Source organism: Zooshikella ganghwensis, from assembly GCF_018263875.1.
Lineage (GTDB): Bacteria > Pseudomonadota > Gammaproteobacteria > Pseudomonadales > Zooshikellaceae > Zooshikella > Zooshikella ganghwensis.
In genome coordinates this window covers 337,946-357,116 of sequence record NZ_JAEVHG010000003.1, presented here as the reverse complement: position 1 = coordinate 357,116, position 19,171 = coordinate 337,946, and the positions used below count along the sequence as shown (strand labels likewise).

General features: G+C 37.1%; 18 protein-coding genes. 12 read left to right on the top strand and 6 right to left on the bottom strand.

Annotated features, from left to right (window positions below; translation table 11 throughout):
- Positions 1–185 precede the first annotated feature (185 nt).
- Positions 186–770 carry a DUF4412 domain-containing protein gene (locus tag KHS79_RS07600; protein WP_212718022.1) on the top strand — a complete coding sequence of 195 codons (585 nt, stop codon included), beginning with the start codon at positions 186–188 and terminating at the stop codon, positions 768–770.
- 133 nt (positions 771–903) lie between these two features.
- Here KHS79_RS07600 and KHS79_RS07595 read toward each other — a convergent pair whose 3' ends face one another.
- Positions 904–2,184 carry a YncE family protein gene (locus KHS79_RS07595; protein ID WP_212718020.1) on the bottom strand — a complete coding sequence of 427 codons (1,281 nt, stop codon included), beginning with the start codon at positions 2,182–2,184 and terminating at the stop codon, positions 904–906.
- Between the two features lie 864 nt (positions 2,185–3,048).
- Positions 3,049–3,855, bottom strand: coding sequence for an alpha/beta fold hydrolase (locus KHS79_RS07590; RefSeq protein ID WP_212718018.1), 807 nt, complete (start codon positions 3,853–3,855; stop codon positions 3,049–3,051).
- 548 nt (positions 3,856–4,403) lie between these two features.
- Between KHS79_RS07590 and KHS79_RS07585 the strand changes: the two genes are divergently transcribed.
- The 3 genes from KHS79_RS07585 to KHS79_RS07575 all read left to right on the top strand — a co-directional run bounded on the left by KHS79_RS07585 (position 4,404) and on the right by KHS79_RS07575 (position 5,555).
- Positions 4,404–4,742 (top strand): DUF2845 domain-containing protein, encoded by a 339-nt coding sequence (locus KHS79_RS07585; protein WP_212718016.1) that lies wholly within the window; start codon positions 4,404–4,406, stop codon positions 4,740–4,742.
- 80 nt (positions 4,743–4,822) lie between these two features.
- Entirely contained in the window at positions 4,823–5,326 is a 504-nt protein-coding gene (locus tag KHS79_RS07580) for a hypothetical protein (RefSeq protein WP_212718014.1), read from the top strand.
- Positions 5,327–5,339: 13 nt separating this feature from the next.
- The gene (locus KHS79_RS07575) at positions 5,340–5,555 is read left to right on the top strand and encodes a helix-turn-helix domain-containing protein (RefSeq protein WP_027709186.1); all 216 of its coding nucleotides are present in this window, start codon (positions 5,340–5,342) and stop codon (positions 5,553–5,555) included.
- Between the two features lie 768 nt (positions 5,556–6,323).
- On the opposite strand, the gene KHS79_RS07570 is transcribed toward KHS79_RS07575, so the two are convergent.
- Positions 6,324–6,701 (bottom strand): ankyrin repeat domain-containing protein, encoded by a 378-nt coding sequence (locus KHS79_RS07570; protein ID WP_212718012.1) that lies wholly within the window; start codon positions 6,699–6,701, stop codon positions 6,324–6,326.
- A gap of 560 nt (positions 6,702–7,261) precedes the next feature.
- Here KHS79_RS07570 and KHS79_RS07565 point away from each other — a divergent pair.
- Positions 7,262–7,861, top strand: a complete 600-nt coding sequence (locus KHS79_RS07565; RefSeq protein WP_212718010.1) for a LysE family translocator — start codon at positions 7,262–7,264, stop codon at positions 7,859–7,861.
- 513 nt (positions 7,862–8,374) lie between these two features.
- Here KHS79_RS07565 and KHS79_RS07560 read toward each other — a convergent pair.
- The 3 genes from KHS79_RS07560 to KHS79_RS26340 form a co-directional block, all read right to left on the bottom strand.
- Positions 8,375–8,872, bottom strand: a complete 498-nt coding sequence (locus KHS79_RS07560) for a GNAT family N-acetyltransferase (RefSeq protein ID WP_212717999.1) — start codon at positions 8,870–8,872, stop codon at positions 8,375–8,377.
- Positions 8,873–9,441: 569 nt separating this feature from the next.
- Positions 9,442–9,846: a hypothetical protein gene (locus KHS79_RS07555; protein WP_212717997.1), complete on the bottom strand. Its 405-nt coding sequence runs from the start codon at positions 9,844–9,846 to the stop codon at positions 9,442–9,444.
- A gap of 213 nt (positions 9,847–10,059) precedes the next feature.
- Positions 10,060–10,248, bottom strand: coding sequence for a LysR family transcriptional regulator (locus KHS79_RS26340; RefSeq protein WP_407704223.1), 189 nt, complete (start codon positions 10,246–10,248; stop codon positions 10,060–10,062).
- A gap of 437 nt (positions 10,249–10,685) precedes the next feature.
- On the opposite strand from KHS79_RS26340, the gene opgC reads away from it, so the two are divergent.
- The 7 genes from opgC (at position 10,686) to KHS79_RS07515 (ending at position 19,157) form a co-directional block, all read left to right on the top strand.
- Positions 10,686–11,828, top strand: a complete 1,143-nt coding sequence (gene opgC / locus KHS79_RS07545) for an OpgC domain-containing protein (RefSeq protein WP_212717994.1) — start codon at positions 10,686–10,688, stop codon at positions 11,826–11,828.
- A 1,400-nt stretch (positions 11,829–13,228) separates the two neighbouring features.
- Complete coding sequence (locus KHS79_RS07540; RefSeq protein WP_212717992.1) at positions 13,229–13,804, top strand: cytochrome b; 576 nt, start codon at positions 13,229–13,231, stop codon at positions 13,802–13,804.
- A gap of 53 nt (positions 13,805–13,857) precedes the next feature.
- Positions 13,858–14,331 carry a hypothetical protein gene (locus KHS79_RS07535; RefSeq protein WP_212717990.1) on the top strand — a complete coding sequence of 158 codons (474 nt, stop codon included), beginning with the start codon at positions 13,858–13,860 and terminating at the stop codon, positions 14,329–14,331.
- A gap of 405 nt (positions 14,332–14,736) precedes the next feature.
- Entirely contained in the window at positions 14,737–15,699 is a 963-nt protein-coding gene (locus KHS79_RS07530; RefSeq protein ID WP_212717988.1) for an AraC family transcriptional regulator, read from the top strand.
- 35 nt (positions 15,700–15,734) lie between these two features.
- The gene (locus KHS79_RS07525) at positions 15,735–16,475 is read left to right on the top strand and encodes a glucose 1-dehydrogenase (protein ID WP_212717984.1); all 741 of its coding nucleotides are present in this window, start codon (positions 15,735–15,737) and stop codon (positions 16,473–16,475) included.
- A 1,504-nt stretch (positions 16,476–17,979) separates the two neighbouring features.
- Complete coding sequence (locus KHS79_RS07520) at positions 17,980–18,666, top strand: TetR/AcrR family transcriptional regulator (protein ID WP_094787532.1); 687 nt, start codon at positions 17,980–17,982, stop codon at positions 18,664–18,666.
- Positions 18,667–18,674: 8 nt separating this feature from the next.
- A complete protein-coding gene (locus KHS79_RS07515) occupies positions 18,675–19,157 on the top strand; it encodes a L,D-transpeptidase (RefSeq protein WP_212717982.1) in 483 nt (160 codons plus the stop codon).
- Positions 19,158–19,171: the final 14 nt, after the last annotated feature.

Below are 19,171 nucleotides of genomic sequence, written 5' to 3'. Positions count from 1 at the left end.
CAGCTATTATCCAGCTTTTGTAATGTCATTAATATATATTGAGCTATTACTGTTACTGAGTTTGTTTGTGAAGCAGGTGCCAGGAGCACCTTGAGTAGGAGAGAAGATAACAAAACCTAGAAATCATTCGTGAAGGGTATATTTATGCTGAAAATAACTAATGATAAAAATCAAGGGAGTAGCAAATGACAAGGAAGCGTTTATGGCAGTGGATTGTTTCTATCGTCGTTGTTTTACCATTCATTGAGCTATCTGCTGCGGAAGAGTCAAAAGTAGAGTATGCCGCAACTCGGATAATTCAGTCAGGATCGGGGCCTTTTGAGGGAGAAGTCTCAAGTCAAATATATGTATCAGGTAATAAAGAACGCATAGAAACACAGGTTGGGTCTCAGTACATGATCACCATTGTTCGCCCAGATAAACACGTTGCCTGGTTATTAAGCCCACAGGAAAAAACATATCAGGAGATCGCTATTGATAATACGTTCAGTGTAAATCATGAGCGTTATTTTGATCGATCTAAGTTGAAGATGGTGGGAGAAGAGAATATTGAGGGTATTAAGACGATTAAGTATAAAGCAGTTTCAGCCAAAGGGCTTTTTGCAGGGCATATATGGCTTTCTGAAAAAAGCATACCTCTGAAAATTGAAAAAGCCGATGATAAAGTTTCAGGACAGTCTGGTGTCTCTATTATTTTGCGAGATCTTCGGGTTGGACTACAGACACCAAGTTTGTTTGAACTTCCTCAAGGTTTTAAAAAGGTGCCTTGATCAGAATAGTCTATGGTTTCTGGACCTTATGGCTACTTCTTTGATAACAGGAGGCAACATTGGCACTGTGCAGTTGCCTCCTTCAAGCTTTAATTTTTGAGGCGCCCTTTAAAAAAATGGGCCTCATATAAGGTTAATAACCTGCCCACATAGCAGGCACATATCCCTCTCGGATTCGTTGAGGGTGATCACCCACATCAACACGAACAACTTCTTTTTTTGTTTTATAGTTGATGACGGACATTTGATCGGTAGCACTCCAGGAAATATAACAATGCTCACCAGCCTGGTCACTGGTGACCCAGTAAGGCTTTTCTCCAAGCTCTGTAAGAATGTGATATTCAAATGTTTTACGGTCAACTAGGGCAACATAATCATCCATAGTACCTGCAACACATAAAGTGTCTCCTGCTTTATTCATGGCAATACCATGGTGGGCAGAGTCATTTACGTATTCAGTAATTGGCATATCAGGCACAAGGTTGGGTAATAGTGCCAGTCTTGTGATTTTATCCTCTTGCATATCATATTCAACAAAACCATGGAGGAATGATAATTGAAAATAAAAATAACGCTCATCTGGAGTGTGAGTCATTGGTCGAACTGCTGGACTCAGGCTATGCAGTCCTGCTTCTTTTAATTTATCAGCCATGTTGAATTGTTTTATGATCGTCAGCGTTTTGGTATCAACAACCTGAAATCGGCGTATACCTTTAGTAAAGTCCAGGAAATGCTCGTCTAAAGGAGTAAACACCATACCAATACTGGCATGATAAATTTTACTGCCATCTTTTGCGTAAACATTTTCATGGGGGGAGTCACCACTTGGGAACTGGCCCAGCTCTTTTCCTGTTTCTACATCCAGAATATGAACAACTTTACCTGTTGAGGCTGATACAGCTACTTGGGTGCCATCGGGAGACAGTGCCATATGGTCAGCACGGATACCTTTTACTGGGAAGCGCCATGCTATTTCATTGGTGGCAATGTTGATCGCAACCACATCAGCAAAGCTGGGGCGGGATACAATTAATAATCGTCCATCCTTTGTACTGTACATATCATCCACAAGTTGGTCATGACCTTCACCTATCATGTGACGTATTGCTTGGAAAGCAATTAGTTTTATTGGATTAAAGATGATTTCTGTCATTCGTTGTTGCTTGTCTGGCACACCGTTAATACGGCCAACTTTGACATATGTTTCAGCATCTATAACATCAATCATTCCTTCCCAGTTATTGCCTACAAAAAGTACCCGACGAGGGTCTTGCCAGTTAGTTTCATTGGCTAGAGATGTGTTACTAAATATCCCTGTGAAGAGCAAGCTAGTCGATAGGATAACTGTGAGTAACCGTTTTAAAGCAAAAGTATTAGAAAGGTGCTTAATTGGAAGCTTGTTAAATGAAAGCATGTTGTTTTCCTTGTTATTTTTTTATCCCTGCAGTGAAGCGTTAACATAGAGGTGCTTTTTAAATATCTACGAAATATACCCTTCACGAATCATTTTTTAGCGCTCACCCTAACGGGCCAGCAGCGCTGTTATATCAATCAAAGTGGCTACCGCAAGTTTCACAGAAGTAAACTTGCCCAGGGCTTCATCGCTTGACGGCCACCCCTAAAAACCCTTCGTTTTGGGTATAACACACTTAAGAACGGTAAAATGGGTTATTAAATGTTACCTGTAAGCGTTTATTAATTAAAATAGTGAATACCCAGTATTCTGGGACTGGTTTTCTAATCTAGAATAATAACGAGAGTTAATGGAAGTTTTTTGACTATACCAAGAAAAATTGACTTTATTTGTTAAATGTCTCTAGAAGAAGGGGAGGGCATTCGTATAGAGAATACTTTTTAACATACAGTTAGCACTCATGTATTCCCTTAAACAAAACGATTATTTTTGTGGTAAACAGTTTCAGATAACCTCTACTTTACCTTAACAGGCCCTAGGCATAGCAATAAGTTATCCACCAAGGCTGTGGATAGCTTTGTAGATGAATGTGAGAGAGCCATGCATATAGGGTTATACAGCTCTTGGGTGAGATTTGATCAGGCTGTGTGCGGCGTTACAATTTGGTACGATTGTGAGTAAATATAATACAGATTTCTCTGAGTGCGAAGAATTTTATTTTGATTGCAATATGCAGTATTAATTTTTTTATGAAAATATCGCTAAATGGTTGCCAGTGCTGGAAAACAAAAAATTGCAAGTAATTCGATTTCAGTTATAACTTGCACAGAATGTTATCCAGCTTTCATGTCAGTATTTACTCTGCTATTGTTTTATCTCTGAGATGAAGTTTTTAATAGCAGAGTAAAAAGCCATAGGTTCATTTTGTATCCAGTGATTAGCATTTTTAAACTCGACATTATCGAGTGTTTTAATGAATTCAATAGCGCGTTCACAACCTGCTAGACTTTTAGTACCCCAAAAATAACTTTTGGGAATTGAAAGTGTTTCATAAATTTGCCCCCAACCCACTACACCACGACAATCCAGTGTATTATGCTGAGCATAAATTTCACTAGCAGTTTCTCCCAATACCATCGGCTCACATCGTCGAACAGAAGATAGGTACTTTATTCCTGCGCTGTGGTGCCAAGCAAGGGGAAATTGATTAGCAAAACCGCTTCCTTTAACCCAAGCGCTGAATTCGTTTTTATTCAATGTAGAGTAATGTTCAGAAATGATTTTCGATAACAGAATGTTTTCTTCGTGCAGCCCTCCTTCTGCATTGATAAACCCTTGTATGATTTTATTTTCATCAAGCTGACATGCAAGTGTGCAGACATCACCACCCCAAGAATGACCCAGTAAATAGCACTTATCGATACTAAAGTAGCTTAAGGCCTTTAGAATACGCTTAGCTTGTGACTCTGTACTATGGGAAAAGTGAGAAGCAGGAGAGTAACCATACATTATTAAATTGTATTGTGGCAACCAGTCAATCGCATCTGCAAAACACAAGTGGGATTCACCCAGTCCATGGATAAAAACTAAAGTATCTCGTGTATCAACAAAGGATGAGAACAAACTATAAAGTTTATCACCGTCAATATCTAACCATTTTTCGTTTAACACTTTGTCACCGATGAGTTCATATGTATTGGAGGTTGCTTATGATAACCAATTAAGGGGAGAACGGAAGGCAAAATGGCGAAAAGCTTAGCTCTATATAAATGCTGCTTGAGTACGACATGTTACGCCTTACACTACCATTAGCCAATAGTGCTTTTAAGCTCTCCGATGGTACTGATGTTAGGGCCTGTTAACACTATTTTAATATCACTGTTATGGGAGTAAAAGCACTAATCTAGGCGCGAAGCGTGAAGTTTAGTGGTTCTAAATGAACAATGAGCAACAACGAGTAGTGCTTTTACCATCATAACCCTTCGGGCCGTGATTATTTTTCCACCTAGCAGCGTTACAAGTCACTTATGTAGAATGACTACACGGCATTCCTTGTGCTTTGCCAGGTGGAAAAATAGTCTACGGCAGTGGTGATTCAAATAGTGTTAACAGGCCCTAGGTTAGGCGACAATTTATTACATGTTGATGGGTTGATATTTATTATCGAAAAACGATAATATGTTATTGTTGTTTAGTAATCATAGATCGTGGGAAGTCATATGCGTATTCCAAGTAAATATATTTTCATTCAGATTCTATTACTGATTATAGGCATGTCGTTTTTGAGAGTGGGTTTGGCTAAAGTGTACTGTGGTCCCTATATGGTCAAAAAGGGCTTAACAACAGCAGAAGTTAAGAATATTTGTGGTGAACCTATGAGCATAGATGATCTTGGCACCATCATAGAAGAAACAAAAGAGGATAAGAACACAAAAATAATTCGTGAAACAGTTGTTTTGCGTTGGACATATGGTAAACCAGGTCTGCCTTTTAACTATATCACTTTTTATAATGGGAAAGTTAAACGAATAGAAGAAGGAAAAATAATGGTACGTTAACAGTATATAGTGTGCTTTGGCACTATGTTGTGTATCAATTTGGTAATTTATTCTTAATGATTAATTTATGCTGAGAGTTGATGATGAGTCCTTTAACAAAAATACGTGTAACAAGCTTGTTGGCAATTTTATGTTTGATATGCTTTGTATTGTATAATCTTTTTTTAATAATAAGTGGGGACAGCTATGTCTTAAACAGTGAAACTGTAGACGGTATGCATGAGCATGTAATAAGCTTTATTATTGTGGAGTTTATTTATCAAGCTATTATCGTAGGATTCATGGTAAGCATTTTTTATCAATTCTATGTGGGGGATATATTTTCAAAGAAAAATCTAAGGCTGTTTTTTGCTATTGGAGTCGTTTTTATACTGTATCCAGTTTACTCCTATATAGCAGATCTTATAATAGACTTGTTCTTTTCCCCTGAGCAAAAGTCAGGCTCATTCACTTTGAATTTAAGTTTAATTTTAATGCCACAGTCAAATAAAGAGCATATCGTGGCTGGAATCACTATACTGCCGATAGCGTATATCTTAAATCTTGGCAGAGAAATAAAGTCTGAACTGGATGACTATATTTAAAAGGACTTCGTATATGCCTATCGAGTGTCAAATAAACGTTTTACTAGCCAAGAAAAAGTTAAAGTCAAAAGATGTTGCTGAAAAAATTGGTATTACACCACAGAATTTTTCTGTTTTAGTTAATGACAGGGCTAAAGGTATTAAATTTTCTACTTTAGAACGGCTATGTGAGATTTTAGACTGTACTCCAGGTGACTTACTTCACTATCATCCAGTCAAAGATGATTAAATTGAAAGAACCATCGGCTTGTCGAGCACATTTATTTAAGCCATTAATGTCTGTTTAGTAGTTATACCCACGGCGAAGGATTTTTAGGGGCGGCCGTCAAGCGATGAAGCCCCTGGGCAAGTTTACTGCTGTGAAACTTGCGGTAGCCACTTTAATTGATATCACAGCGTTGCTGGGCGGTTATATTAATATGTGACTGGGGTGAAGAGCGAAGGCAACAAACCCTACTAATGTGTCGGGAACACATTAGAACAGTTTCGCTGGCCCGTTAGGGTGAGTGCTATGGATAGCGCACATAAAATTGATTCGCGAAAGGTATATAACAATAGTGTTATTAGTCATGTGTGTAGATACATATATCTTATAAGCAGAGCAATCTCATATAAAGTGTCTTTAAATTACCTTTGTTCAAAGTCTGTAAAATGTACGTCGAACACGCCGTAAATCCATCCTTGGAGGCTTGGTTGCCGCATCCTTGCGGCAAACAGTTCGAAGTACATTACCCAGCCTTTTTCTTACCTGATCCTACATTGGCATATCATTATTTGTTTATTTAAGCATGATCGGAAGGGATGAAAATCCATTTATTATTGTTTAATTTGGCACAATATTTTTCAATCATCAAGTTGCGCATATTGCATATGATTTGAAGAAAATAGCTGTTTTGTAAGTAAAATTCTTTTGAAAAATTTACGTTGCCAGGGTTGACTAATTTATAAATGAAGGACTAATTCTATAGTTATGACTGGTTTTTAGTTAAAATCAGCTCTATGCTGTCCTATTATTTTTTAATATTTTGCAGATTTCTAATGCTTTTGGTATCTCTGAATCAAGAGCAATATCTAACGCAGTCATCCCAATAGCATTTTTTAATGAAGTATTACAACCACACTCTATTAGATACTTAGCGATATCAAACTTTTCGAACTCTATAGCTTGCATGAGCGGCGTATATAATTCATCTCCTTGGTAGTTTATATCAGCTCCAGCTTCTATAAGTATTTGTACATCATTCAATGAGCCTGAAATAATCACAGAAAAAATAGGAGTATCTCCAATTAGACTTGGAGTATTTACTTCAACGTCATCGAATCCACTATATTCAGGAGTATCTTTTACTTGATCTAATATTTTTTTTATAGTCATGTTTTAGTAATCCGTATCTTTGCAGTGTTTTATTGACCACTACAGTGTAAATACAAACAGCTTGAATTAAGCTGTAATCTGAAGCAAGTTTTACTATCCGAAAATCACACTCTAAGTATAATGGACTTTTTAAGGGTACCAATGTAAAACGGACTAGTTGTTTCTCAAAAAGTATACATTTTAAGAGGGTAGGGTTATCAAAAGTACTCCAATAATTTATTGAATCACGTAATTGGTGTTGATAGATCAATTCTATATTTGTGTGCTTATACTCGGTAGATTGCTCTTTGGATGACTAAAACAAGCCGATGGATGTTGTAAGTCTATTAGTGCGTAAAAGGCTGATACGTGGGGATATCTGCTATTTTGGTGGAGGCAGTATTCAATAACATGCCTGATTAGCTGTTATGACTTTTTCTGTGGTATTGAATCATACGTGATCTGTAGCTGTACAGGACACATTCGCTACACGAGCTTTTGTGCAGAATACAACCAACTTGCCGCACTTGTGAGCAGGGTGTTAGTTTTTTCGCTCATCTCGAATATTGAAGGGGCCGCTATTGATTGATTTAAAAGGGTTTATATTAGCAATGATTCCAGTTGCTCTTTCTCCGGGGGCTAGTTTTACTCTTGCTATATCTAATGTGTCGGTAACAGGGCTTCGAGGAGCCTTTAAAGTCATAGCAGGAACTGGACTAGGTATTATCGTTCATGGAGCTCTCGTTGGATTAGGTATATCAAGTTTGCTTGTTGAAAATATGGCTTTATTAAGTGTCTTAAAGATAGCTGGTATTGCATTTCTATTTTATCTTGGCATTAGGCTTTTGGTCTCCGGGTTAAAAGCTCATGTTGGCACTTTTGAGTCCTTGAAAGAAGTAGGCGTGAAAGAAGCATTCTTATTGAACATTTTCAATGTTAAAGCATTACTGTTTTATCTTACGATCGTCCCTATCTTTGCTGGCATTGATGTCACCAACTACTTATACCTTTCTTCATTACATATTTTAACAATGGCTGTATGGACAATAATCTGTAGTTTTCTATTTATAGTGGCGCAAGAGAGGTTTAGCTTTTCAAAATCTAGCATGGTGGTAAATGTTGTTGGTGGTCTTTGCTTGGTTTATCTATCTTGTGCATCTGCTTTTGGTCTCAACAACTAACAGGGGGGTTAAGAGTGATTTTCAACGAGAGAGTTTATCTGTATACCTTGGCTAGCATGTGTAAGGATAAACTTTTCCAAGCACAAGGCAGGGCAATCGCATATAAAAAGCGTTTGTGATGATCTGTACTCATGCAATGCTTGAATTCATTTATTCCTCCCGCTGCAGAAGACCATCCTTGGTCTCTACTGCTCACTGTGCTCTTGGCAGCTGCTTCACAAATAAATTCAAGTATTGCCAACTCTCTTTGTGCTATACCCTAATCTCGCTTAAATCAGTAACAGTAATAGCTCACGATATTTTAAGGGCTCTACAAAGGCTGGATAATAGCCGTTGAACTGTTTGCCGCAAGGAAGCGGCAACCAAGCCTCCAGGGAAGGATTTACGGCGTGTTCGAAGGGTATTATTTAGGCTTTGGGAACAGGTGCTTTAAAGGAAAATTATATGCGATTGCCTTGAAGCACAAGGTTGTTAAGAAAGCAGTTTCCAGTATAGCTAACAGCTTTTAGCCAGTTAAAGAGTTGATACATGAAAGCGTATAAATTCCATTTGTATGCTTTTGTATAACTCAGTAGAAATACTTATATTTCCCGTTGCCACTGATTTTACTGCTTTTAGCCAAAAAATTTTTGCTCCCTCATTATCTGGAAGGACTCTGGTTATCCAAGCTCCAGGGTGCCTTGAAACAGATAGCTGAAATGCTTTTTTGCCAATACCTTTATGCTTGAATTTGCGTAAAATAAAAAATTGCCCCATATCGTAAAAGCTGTCACTCATAGGGTACTTCCTAACAAGTGAGAAACCAGCAACCTCCTTATCCACCATAATTAAATATGGGTAATGCTCGGGTTTTTTCCAATAGTCACTCAAGCCACTAATCGAATCATCAACGTTGAATGTTCCATTTTCATATGGAGGCCAGCCCGTATACTCTGACATGTCGTATATGTAGTATTGAAACAAATTCTTTATGAATTCATATTTTTTAGCGTGCTGAAGAGTAATTTTCATACATCCCTTAACTACGAATAAACTGTGCCTACTCTGTAAACGCAGATTACAGTATATAACTTAAAAAATATACATCAACTATCACCTTACTGATCACTAAGTTGGTCTACTATGCTGTGTTCATTTTACAAATAGTCGATATACAGTATTATCGACTATTTTGGTAGAGGCAGTACTCAATAATATGTTTGATTAGCAGTTAAGATTTTTTCTGAGACAGTGAGTCAAACGCGATCTGCGTTAGATAATTATGTAGGGCGCTTATGATATATGTTCCGCTAGCAGGTTTTTCCAGCCAAAGTGTGTGTGCACAAAGTATTTCACCAAGACTTTCTATGTCCTGAATTCCTAGTAGTTCAACAGTATTTTGTGTGTTCCTGCTGTGGAACGATAAAGTGGCATTAAATTCATTGCCAACGCGTTTTACGTGTAGATCGTTGACGACAACATTCTTGTAAGTTTGATCTAATTGCATTTTTCAAAAATACCCCTTTAACACCAAACCTAGCCACATTCTAGGCCTGGTTATTCATATCCAGCAAGTTGGCTAGGAAGCAGTTATTAGCTGACTAGATGGTTTCTCGCTCTGAACAAGTAAGTTGCTGCTCAGTTTTCAGTCTAGGTTTGCCATTTAAAGTCAGGTCATAGCTACAAGCATTGAATTTAATAAAGTTTCCGTTGAGTAGCTTTATTGTGTACTCATATCGATTGCCTGGCAGGCTGTCTTTGACGATATCCAGAATTGTTTCCATGTAAGTTCCTATAGTAAACCCAGGCTTACTAATTTGGATATTTAGGTCACTAACCTTGCGGAAAGTTAACTGGGCAGGAGCCACCTTAAATTTGCAGGACTCCTTTAATTGAACCCATTCAGTTATGTGGTCGATATTGAGTATTAAATTTGTCTCAAAGTCTTCATCAATAAACTCAATCGAATGGATTGTATTGTCGTGAAACGACTCATCTTGATTCACATGACATCCCTTGTTTGAGTCTAACAGTAATTTACGAGACTCTGACGAAAGCATATTCTCATTGTAGGCTTTAACATAGCGGCTATCCAGTAAGGTAGCAATATCTTAGCTGATTGGCCTTGTGCTTGATTAGTACATGTAACCCAGCCAATCAATATGTCTAACCCCCATTTTGAGCCTTTGTTAACAAAGCATTCTCTTTTTCTGTTAATTTCATTTCCATACTTGATCGCTCAAACAGAGATATCTGTAATTCTTCCTCAGATGCTTTATATGAGAACCGACGGCAGGTGGGGTTGTATACAGTTGTTTAGCTGCCAAGGTCAAGAAACTCGTTTTAGCTACAACGACAAATGCGCGAAGTTGACAAAACTCCGTGCTTTTACAGGAAGTATAAAGCAGTTGATAAAAATATAAAAAGATTCTTTTGAGTGCTTAATTAGACTAAATAATTAAAGCGAAAATATTTATGTAATAAGTTAGGATTAACCATAATCTCCCTAGATAGGTTTACAGAAGCATTCGACGTTTTAACTGTAAACGTTCTGATGGTAAAGGGCCAAAGTCTCTATCAGATAAAAAGATAAATAAACATATAATTGTGTAGCTTTGCTGGGAAGTAACGTATAAGACTGATATATAGATAACTTGCCTAAGCCATTTGAATGTTGAGTATGCTGGCCAAAAATTAACCTGTATACGGTTCCAGAGAAGGCAACATTCGGTTTGTACTAAATTTTACTTTTTAGCATGGTATTTAATAATAGATACAGTTAATATTAGTTTGTTTTACAGCCTGTTATCAATATATTTCAGTAAGTGTTTACAGGGTAGTTTTTATGAGTCGGATTCTTCAAATAGATTGTTTTCGTGGATGGATGCTTTTAATAATGACTGTAGACCATCTTTTCTTTCTTCCCTTTTCCTACCTTGAAGGTTGGTCAAATGTTACATATGGTTTTGCAGGATATGTAACCGCGGCAGAAGGCTTTTTCTTTCTATCGGGGTTAGTCTCTGGTATTGTCTTCACTAATCTTATAGTAAGCAAATCCTACGGTTATGCACGTTCTAAGCTGTTACATAGAGCCAGAGAGTTATACCTTTGGCACCTACTATGTTTTACTTTGGCAGCATTAATTATCTTCTGTTTCCCAAGTATCACGTCAAGCTGGGCAGAAAACCCATATATGACTGACTTTGTAGAAAGTCCTATGGTTAGTTTAATTATGGGAGCTTTTTTTACATCCCTACCAAATTTACTTGATATTTTACCAGTGTATGTCTTATTTTTAGTAATCACTCCATTTATATTGAAAGCATTTTTACATGGTAAATTAAAAGCTATTATTAGTGGCTGTTTTGTTTTTTGGCTTATTGCTCAGTTCAGACCACAGGATGTATTATGGACGCAGGTGCACTCCTGGTTTCCTCAATTGCCGTGGAATTTTGGATATTTTGAAATTCTTGCTTGGCAATTGATATTTGTTTTAGGGCTGGGGTTTGGTTATTCCTTAGTAAACGGAACATTAAAGCTTCCTAAATCAAGAAGTTTATTGGTGGTTTCGTTATTATTTACTACTTTCATGCTTTGCCATCGGCACTCGTCTAATCTTCAATTAGTTATGCCTTTACAAGAATATTGGACAAGTATCTCTTCATTTGGTCCACTACGATTATTAAACACTATTACGCTTGCATATATTTTATTTTGGGCTGCTTGTAAGTTTCCTAATTTTTTTAAGCAAAAACCTTTAATATATTTAGGGCAACACTCACTATATGTATTTACTTACCATATAATTTTGCTTTATACACTCACACTGTTTAGAACACCAATTAGTGAGCTGAACGTCTTTTTACAAATCCTTATATTTGGAGCTTGTTTAGTCAGTTTATGGATGCCTGCATATGCACATTCTGTATGGAAAGCAAAACAGAAAGTAGAACTATCTAGAACAAAAGGAACAAAGTTGGCAGTATAGTTCTGATAGTTTCGTTCAGTTGGATAGCACATATGACCAGAGCTGAACAATAACAGGACTGTTTGTAGGCTAGTTTGCGTAGATATCTATAGTGGTAGTGTTTGCCTATAGTTTACCCTATAAGCTGTTTATGCTACTCATGGCCTTTCGTTACCATGGCAAGCACAGGTAGATCAGCGTTGGTAGTGACATCTGTTAAGCTACCAGTGCTGTGACCAGAGTGATGCTTGTGGTTGATCTGTGGTAACCATTATATTTGCACATCAACTGGAAACCATTCGCCTTTATGCAAGTGATTACTGATAAAGCATTGTATTTGTATGACATTTTGGTGGTTTTTTAATAGTTATCTTGTATCAGTAAAGTGCTGAGTTGCACTAACTTTGAAATAAGTTGCTATAGAAATAATGGTGGTATTCTTTAAAAGAGTGCGTGTAAGCCTTGATGCAATAAAGCCATTAGAGCACACCATAATATAGCATAAACCCAAAAAGTCTTACTAGATAAAGTGTCTTTCAATATATTCATAGCTGCTTGCATCCTTGCTATGCAGTAAACTTAATCATGATCGTTACGGAAGAGCATACCTAAATTGTAGTAGTTTTTAGGCATTAAACCAGTTATAAATTACATTATGAAATATTTCAATGAACTTTACACTTGGGTTGAATGAGTATGAATAGTTATGTAATACCATGTATGCAGTTAGTTGAGGGTATATGAGATTGTTGGTGTCGCAAATAGCCTTATGTGTTGTATGTGTAAAGCAATGCTCGTCGATTTTCATCTACTTTAAAAGAACCTCGTAAATGCCTGCCGAGTGTCAAATATACGTTTTATTATACCCTTCGCTTTGGGTATAGTGAGTTATTACTGTTATTTATTTAAGCGAGATTAGGGTATAGCACGATGAGGGTTGGCAATACTTGAATTTGTTTGTGAAGCAGGTGCCAGGAGCGCCGTGAGCAGTAGAGACCAAGTATGGTCTTCTGCTGCGAGAGGAACAAATGAATTCTAGCATTGCATGCAATCTCTGCTCATCACAAACGTTTTTTATATGCGGTTGCTCTGGGTGTCCTGTTCTTTCCTATAAAAAGGCTGTATGACGAAGCCTCAGTAATGACGTCATTGGGATGATGTTTGTCATTATTTGTTAGTGAATAGCGTGTTTAAAATAGATATATTATCAGTTATTAATACCTGTTTATCATTGAGTTGTTGTCTATGATGTACTGTGTCTACTCAAAGTATGACGTTGTGACGTTTCTGTTTTTTGCAAGATGATCCAAGTTAAGTGTTGGCTACAATATCTAAGGTATTTTTAAAACGTCATATTTATTACTTGAAACCAAGCACTTTTTTTTCACTATTTCAGAATTTGTAGTAAGAGGTAGTCTGAAATGCGAGATAAATACGAAAAGCTATCACCAGTGACGATTATTCTCCATTGGTCAGTAGGCATTGGTATAATGGGTCTTGTTGGAATGGGTATTTACATGGCTGAAAACCAGTTATATGAATTGTACCCAATTCATAAATCACTTGGTCTACTTTTGGTAGTTATTGCTTTAACACGTTTAATTTGGCGTTTAATTAATAAGTTTCCTACCCCTGCTGGCCAATACACCAAAATAGAACATGTCTTAGCAAAAGGCGTGCATTGTTTACTACTCATCTGTACGCTAGTTATTCCTCTCTCTGGTATCACTATGTCTATTGCATCAGGCTATGGTGTTTCTTTTTTTCAAATAGAGTTAATCAGTGCCAACCTTTCCACGACTAACCCAACTGAAATTGTTGCAACCAATCCTATATTATCAAGTACTGCAGCAGCAGTGCATAGTATAGCCAGTTATTTTTTGATGACTTTACTAGCCCTACATATCTTAGGTGCACTAAAACATCATATGTTTGACAAAGATAATACCCTAAAACGTATGCTGGGCATTAGCTCAAATAGTGTTAACAGGTCCTAAGTAATAGCTGATGATCAGACAATAACGATTGACAAAAAAGCAAAATATGAATTATGAGTAAATTATTGTTCTTACTATTGATTAGTATTTTTTCACAAACGGTTAATGCTAATAAGGAATCAGTGCTCAATAGCGTGTTGCCATGCGATTATGATTTAAAAAACTGTTTAAAAACGTTTTACACTAATATTTTTGATGACCCTAGTTATATTGATATATATTTCTCCCCTGATTATACTCATCATTCGGATGGTGATATATTAAAATTTAAAGATTTCAAGGCACACATTACCTATATAAAACCAAAAGTGAAACAAATCAGTTTTATTGTTACTAAAGCCGCAAAAACTGGAAACACAATTTCAGACAGGCATGTAGTGACATTAGAACTATTTGATGGTAGTAAGGCCATGATAGAGGTTATTCAAATATCTTACCTCAAAGATAATAAAATTTATGAAATACATGAGTTATCAAGAATACTACATGGTAAAGATGCTTTACAAAAACTAAAATTGATTGATTAAAAAATAAAGCTTCGATAAATCTTAATATTACCTGAAATGCCATGAGCACTTACTTTTTTACGAACACTTTTAGCTGATTGGGTAGCTTGGTACTGAGTAGAATGATGTCAATGGCTTGATTTTACGTATCAACGCTCTTGTGTGACTAATATCTTTGGCTTTTTAGTTTGGTATAGGTTTCACTCATACATTAGTGATGATCAATAGCTGATTTCTTTTGTAATGGCTGTTCAAGTTGACTTTCGAAATGACGTAATAGGAATGAAGTTTGTCATTATTTGTTAGTGAATAGCGTGTTTGGAATCGTTATATTATCAATTATTAATATCTGTTTATTGTTGAGTTGTTGTCCATGATGTACTTTGTCTACTCTAAGAATAACGTTGTGAAAGGTCTGTTCTTAGCATGATAAGCAAAGTAAAGTGTCGGCTGCCTACTATGCTGAGTATTTTATTACAGCAGAAAGGCATTGATTTTAATGAACTTTTAAGGCTAATACATTGTTCGGAGCTTATAAGCTGTTCTAGTACAGGCTTTGAGCTTACGGTTGATGAGTATTTCCTGTTTTGGCGTACGCTGAAAAATATATCAACTAATCCATTACTTGGTTTAGAGTTAGGGGCAGAAATAAAGCCTGAAACATTTGACCCTGTCTTTTTGGCTGCACTAGCCAGTAATACCTATCAGGATGCACTATCAAGACTTGCTCGATTTAAGAAATTATTATATCCCGCGAAAATCCACATTATTGAAAATGATAGTGAGGTGCTCATTTCCCATTGTTGGACTGGCGTTCATGACTCTGAACCCGATATGTTAGTTGATACAGAAATCAGCTTTATTCTTCGTTTGGGTAGTTTAGGCTTACAACAAAAAGTCATTCCAAATCGAGTTGAATTGACGAGAGATGCTATTGCTCCTGGGTATGCTGAAAAAATTGGGTGTTATGTTAAGCCAAATGCTAAAGCAAATATACTGGTATTGGGAAAAGATGTTTATCAAAAGTCGTTTATAACAGCGAATCCTGACTTACTTGAGATATTAGATATACCGTTAAAAAATAAATTAGCACTTTCTCATCATCATCACTCAATTACTTTGCAAGTGAAAAAGGTTTTAGTCAATATAATAACAGGTGAAAAGCCAAGTTTGGAACGTGTTGCTGCAGAGCTTTCAATGAGTCCAAGAACATTGCAAAGGAAGTTAAGCCTGCATAACACTAACTTCAATACATTATTAACAGAAGTTAGAAAGGAAATGGCTTCGTATTATTTGGAGCAAAAAGGCTTAAAAAAAGGAGAAATTGCATTTCTGCTGGGTTTTGATAGTGTGAATTCTTTTTATCGATCCTATAAAAAATGGCGATGATATTTTGTTTTTTTTAAGAATAAATGGAGCATTGTATGAAACGACTTGAAAACAAAGTTGCTGTAGTGACTGGTGGAAGTACAGGGATTGGGTTGGCAACGGCTGCAAAGTTTTTACAAGAAGGGGCAACCGTTGTAATCTTTGCCCGTAATAAAGATGAACTAGAAATAGCTGTTAATCAGTTAGGTGATAGATGCTTTGCTTTTCAAGGGAGTGTAACCAGTCAGGAAGATCTTACTAAACTTTATCGCTATGTGCACAAAGAGTTTGGTAAACTCGATATTATTTTTGCCAATGCCGGACAGGGTGAATTTACTCAATTAGATGTCGTGACAGAAGATCATTTTGATAGAATGTTTAATGTTAATACAAAAGGTGTATTCTTTACGATTCAGCAAGCATTACCCTACTTAGCATCAGGGGCGTCGATAGTCATAAATGCGTCAATTTCTGGTATTAAAGGGTTTCAACAATTAGAGGCATATTCGGCATCAAAAGCAGCTGCGCGCTCTTTAGCAAGGACATTATCTGCAGACTTGGCATGTAAAGGTATTCGTATTAATGCCATTTCTCCAGGTCTTATTGATACGCCTATCCACACTAAAATGGGCGTTGATGGAGAGAATGTGCGTGAGGGAGCGAGACAAGCCATACCTTTAGGCAGAATCGGAAAGCCTGAAGATGTAGCGAATGCTGTAGCATTTTTAGCCTCAGACGAAGCTGCGTATATTGTGGGAATAGACTTAATTGTTGATGGTGGTCTTACACAGGTTTAAAGTGACTGGAAGATTGTAATAATAAGTGTTAGCACTTACTGTAATGTGAGAAAGGCTTTATGAATACAATAAGTTTCGTAAAGCCTTATAGCCATTCAGATTTGACTTATTGAATAGTCCATTTAGGGTACACCTATAGTGCACTAGTTAGTGAACGGCTGATTATTGATCGACAAGATATTTTTTCGGAAGCTCAACATGATAGGAAAATAAGGACATTGATATATTCTTCAACGTTTAATTTACTAATCTTTATCTGTTTTTTTACTACTTTTTTTATGAACTAACTTTGGAAGCAACCAAAACCATTGAATGGTTCCTCCTATGAAATATGGAATCCAAAACAGTAAGGTATCAAAGTAATAATTATTAATATAATTAATTGGTAAAAAAGTCCAGAAGATGTATGAAATAAGAGGGCCAAGTGGAAATGATATTATGGTCATCGCAAGCCCAACTAAAAGCTGGGACTCAAAGTAATGTATTTCTAATTCAGGCGTGGAGCTAAGTACGTAGTATAAAATAAAAAAATTTATAATAAGCCAAATAATCAGTGTATTTTTTTTAAAATAACTCATTTTGTCTTGATATTTATTGATAAATATTTTTTGTAATACAAACCTTGAACTCTTCTACTTTAGTCGAGAAATCATTTTTCAGCCAACAGTCAGCAAGCATTACCTAATTACAAAATCTAACCTCATCCCAGGTCTTGTAGCGCCTGTAATTCAACCATAGCAAAATTTTTAGTTCATCGGTGCATTTAGGGTATACCTTTAGTGTACTGTTTGTAGGGTAGTCCACTAAGTTATTGACCCACTATGTATAATGGACTTTTTAAGAGTACCAATGTAAAACGGACTAATAATATGCGTTGAGGCTTATTAACATTGAACGTAAACCCCTTTTACGATTCTTCCCAAAGATAGATTCCTGTGACAATACGGCCTTGATAACCATAGTATTCAATTAGCTTGCTATTTCAGATTTAACCTTTGGTTTTTTCCTAAGCGCAATTGAGGATATTGTCAATATTTAAAGCTTGACTTACCTGATCAAATACAATGTTCAGTTGTAAGACCTATGGAGTCTAAAGGTTATTAAGTGAGCAGCAGCCTGTCATTCGAAAATACGTTGTATGTAGCATGCTGCCTGACTTGCCAACCTGCTTTCCTGTTGCTTGACTTATACATGATTAATACGTATGTTCAAATCGTTTGAATTTTGACTATTTTTTGTCTAACAAGTCACCTTTAGATGAGTGCTTAATGAGGCCAGTAGGTCATATTAGTGTAATAGTTTGTAGGTATTTCTCAGTTAAGTGAAATACAGGGGGAACGATTTGACTCACTACAGGCCGAAGAGCATGAGGTGTTCGGAACCATTACTGGTTGGTTAATGTCTGTTGTTGAGTAGTTAACCAGGTTATTACTTCCCTGAGTTAAACAGTGAACCCAAAGCACGATTCGTGAAGGGTATTGATGGTATTTAAATCGAATTTATTATGGCGCAATCAGACACGGTAGAGCGAATACTTGATGCAGCAGAAGCCTTATTTGCTGAAAAAGGTTTTGCAGAAACATCATTACGCACCATCACAAGTAGAGCTGGAGTTAACCTGGCAGCGGTTAATTATCATTTTGGCTCTAAAAAAGTGTTGATACAGGCGGTCTTTTCCCGTTTTCTGGACCCATTTAGTAAGCAGTTATCACAAGCGCTTGATAATGTTGAAGCGCAGTGGCATGAAAAAACGCTGAGTTTAGAAGAGTTACTTAAACTGCTTTTCCAGCAGATTTTATCCGTAGAGTCTCGCGGTAAAAATGATTTATCTATCTTTATGCGTTTGCTTGGACTGGCTTTTAGTCAAACCCAAGGGCATTTGCGTAAGTATCTTGAGTCAGTCTATGGTGATACGTTTAGGCGTTACATTGAACTTGTGGTCCGCGCTGCACCTGGGTTACCCAAAGAAGAGCTGTTTTGGCGTATTAACTTTATGCTTGGCTCGGTAGCATTCACCATGTCTGGACTGGATGCGTTACGTGCGATTGCTGAGGCTGAATATGGTGAGCATCCGAATATTCCTGTGATACTTGAAAGAATGGTGCCTTTTCTTGCCAGTGGTATGCGTGCTGATGTACCAACATTAACCTCATCTCATCCTTCGAGTGAACAAACAGCATTTGATACATGATGTCTGTAATGCCACGCCTTGAAGTTTGTGTGAGTACACAGCAACTGCTGCTATTTAATACTGGTAATGATACCCCTGTATGTTATTCCATCTCGACAGCAGAAAAAGGGGTAGGGCAACATCAAGGCAGTGGCCAAACCCCATTGGGCAAACACTATATTAGAGCCAAAATTGGTGGAGAATGCCCTTTAAATGCCGTGTTTGTCGGGCGTCGCTTTACGGGTGAAATCTACACGCCGCAGTTGGCTAAACAATACCCTCATCGTGACTGGATTTTGTCCCGTATTCTTTGGCTATGTGGCTGTGAAGTGGGCATCAATCGGTTGGGGAATGTGGATACCATGCGTCGTTATATCTATATTCATGGCACGCCGGATACTGAGCCGATGGGGGAACCTCACTCCCATGGCTGTATACGGATGCGAAACCAAGATTTAGTCGAACTTTTTAATGCGATCCCTGTGGGGACGCCTGTGCTTATTAAGCGTTAGTTGATCAAGGATTC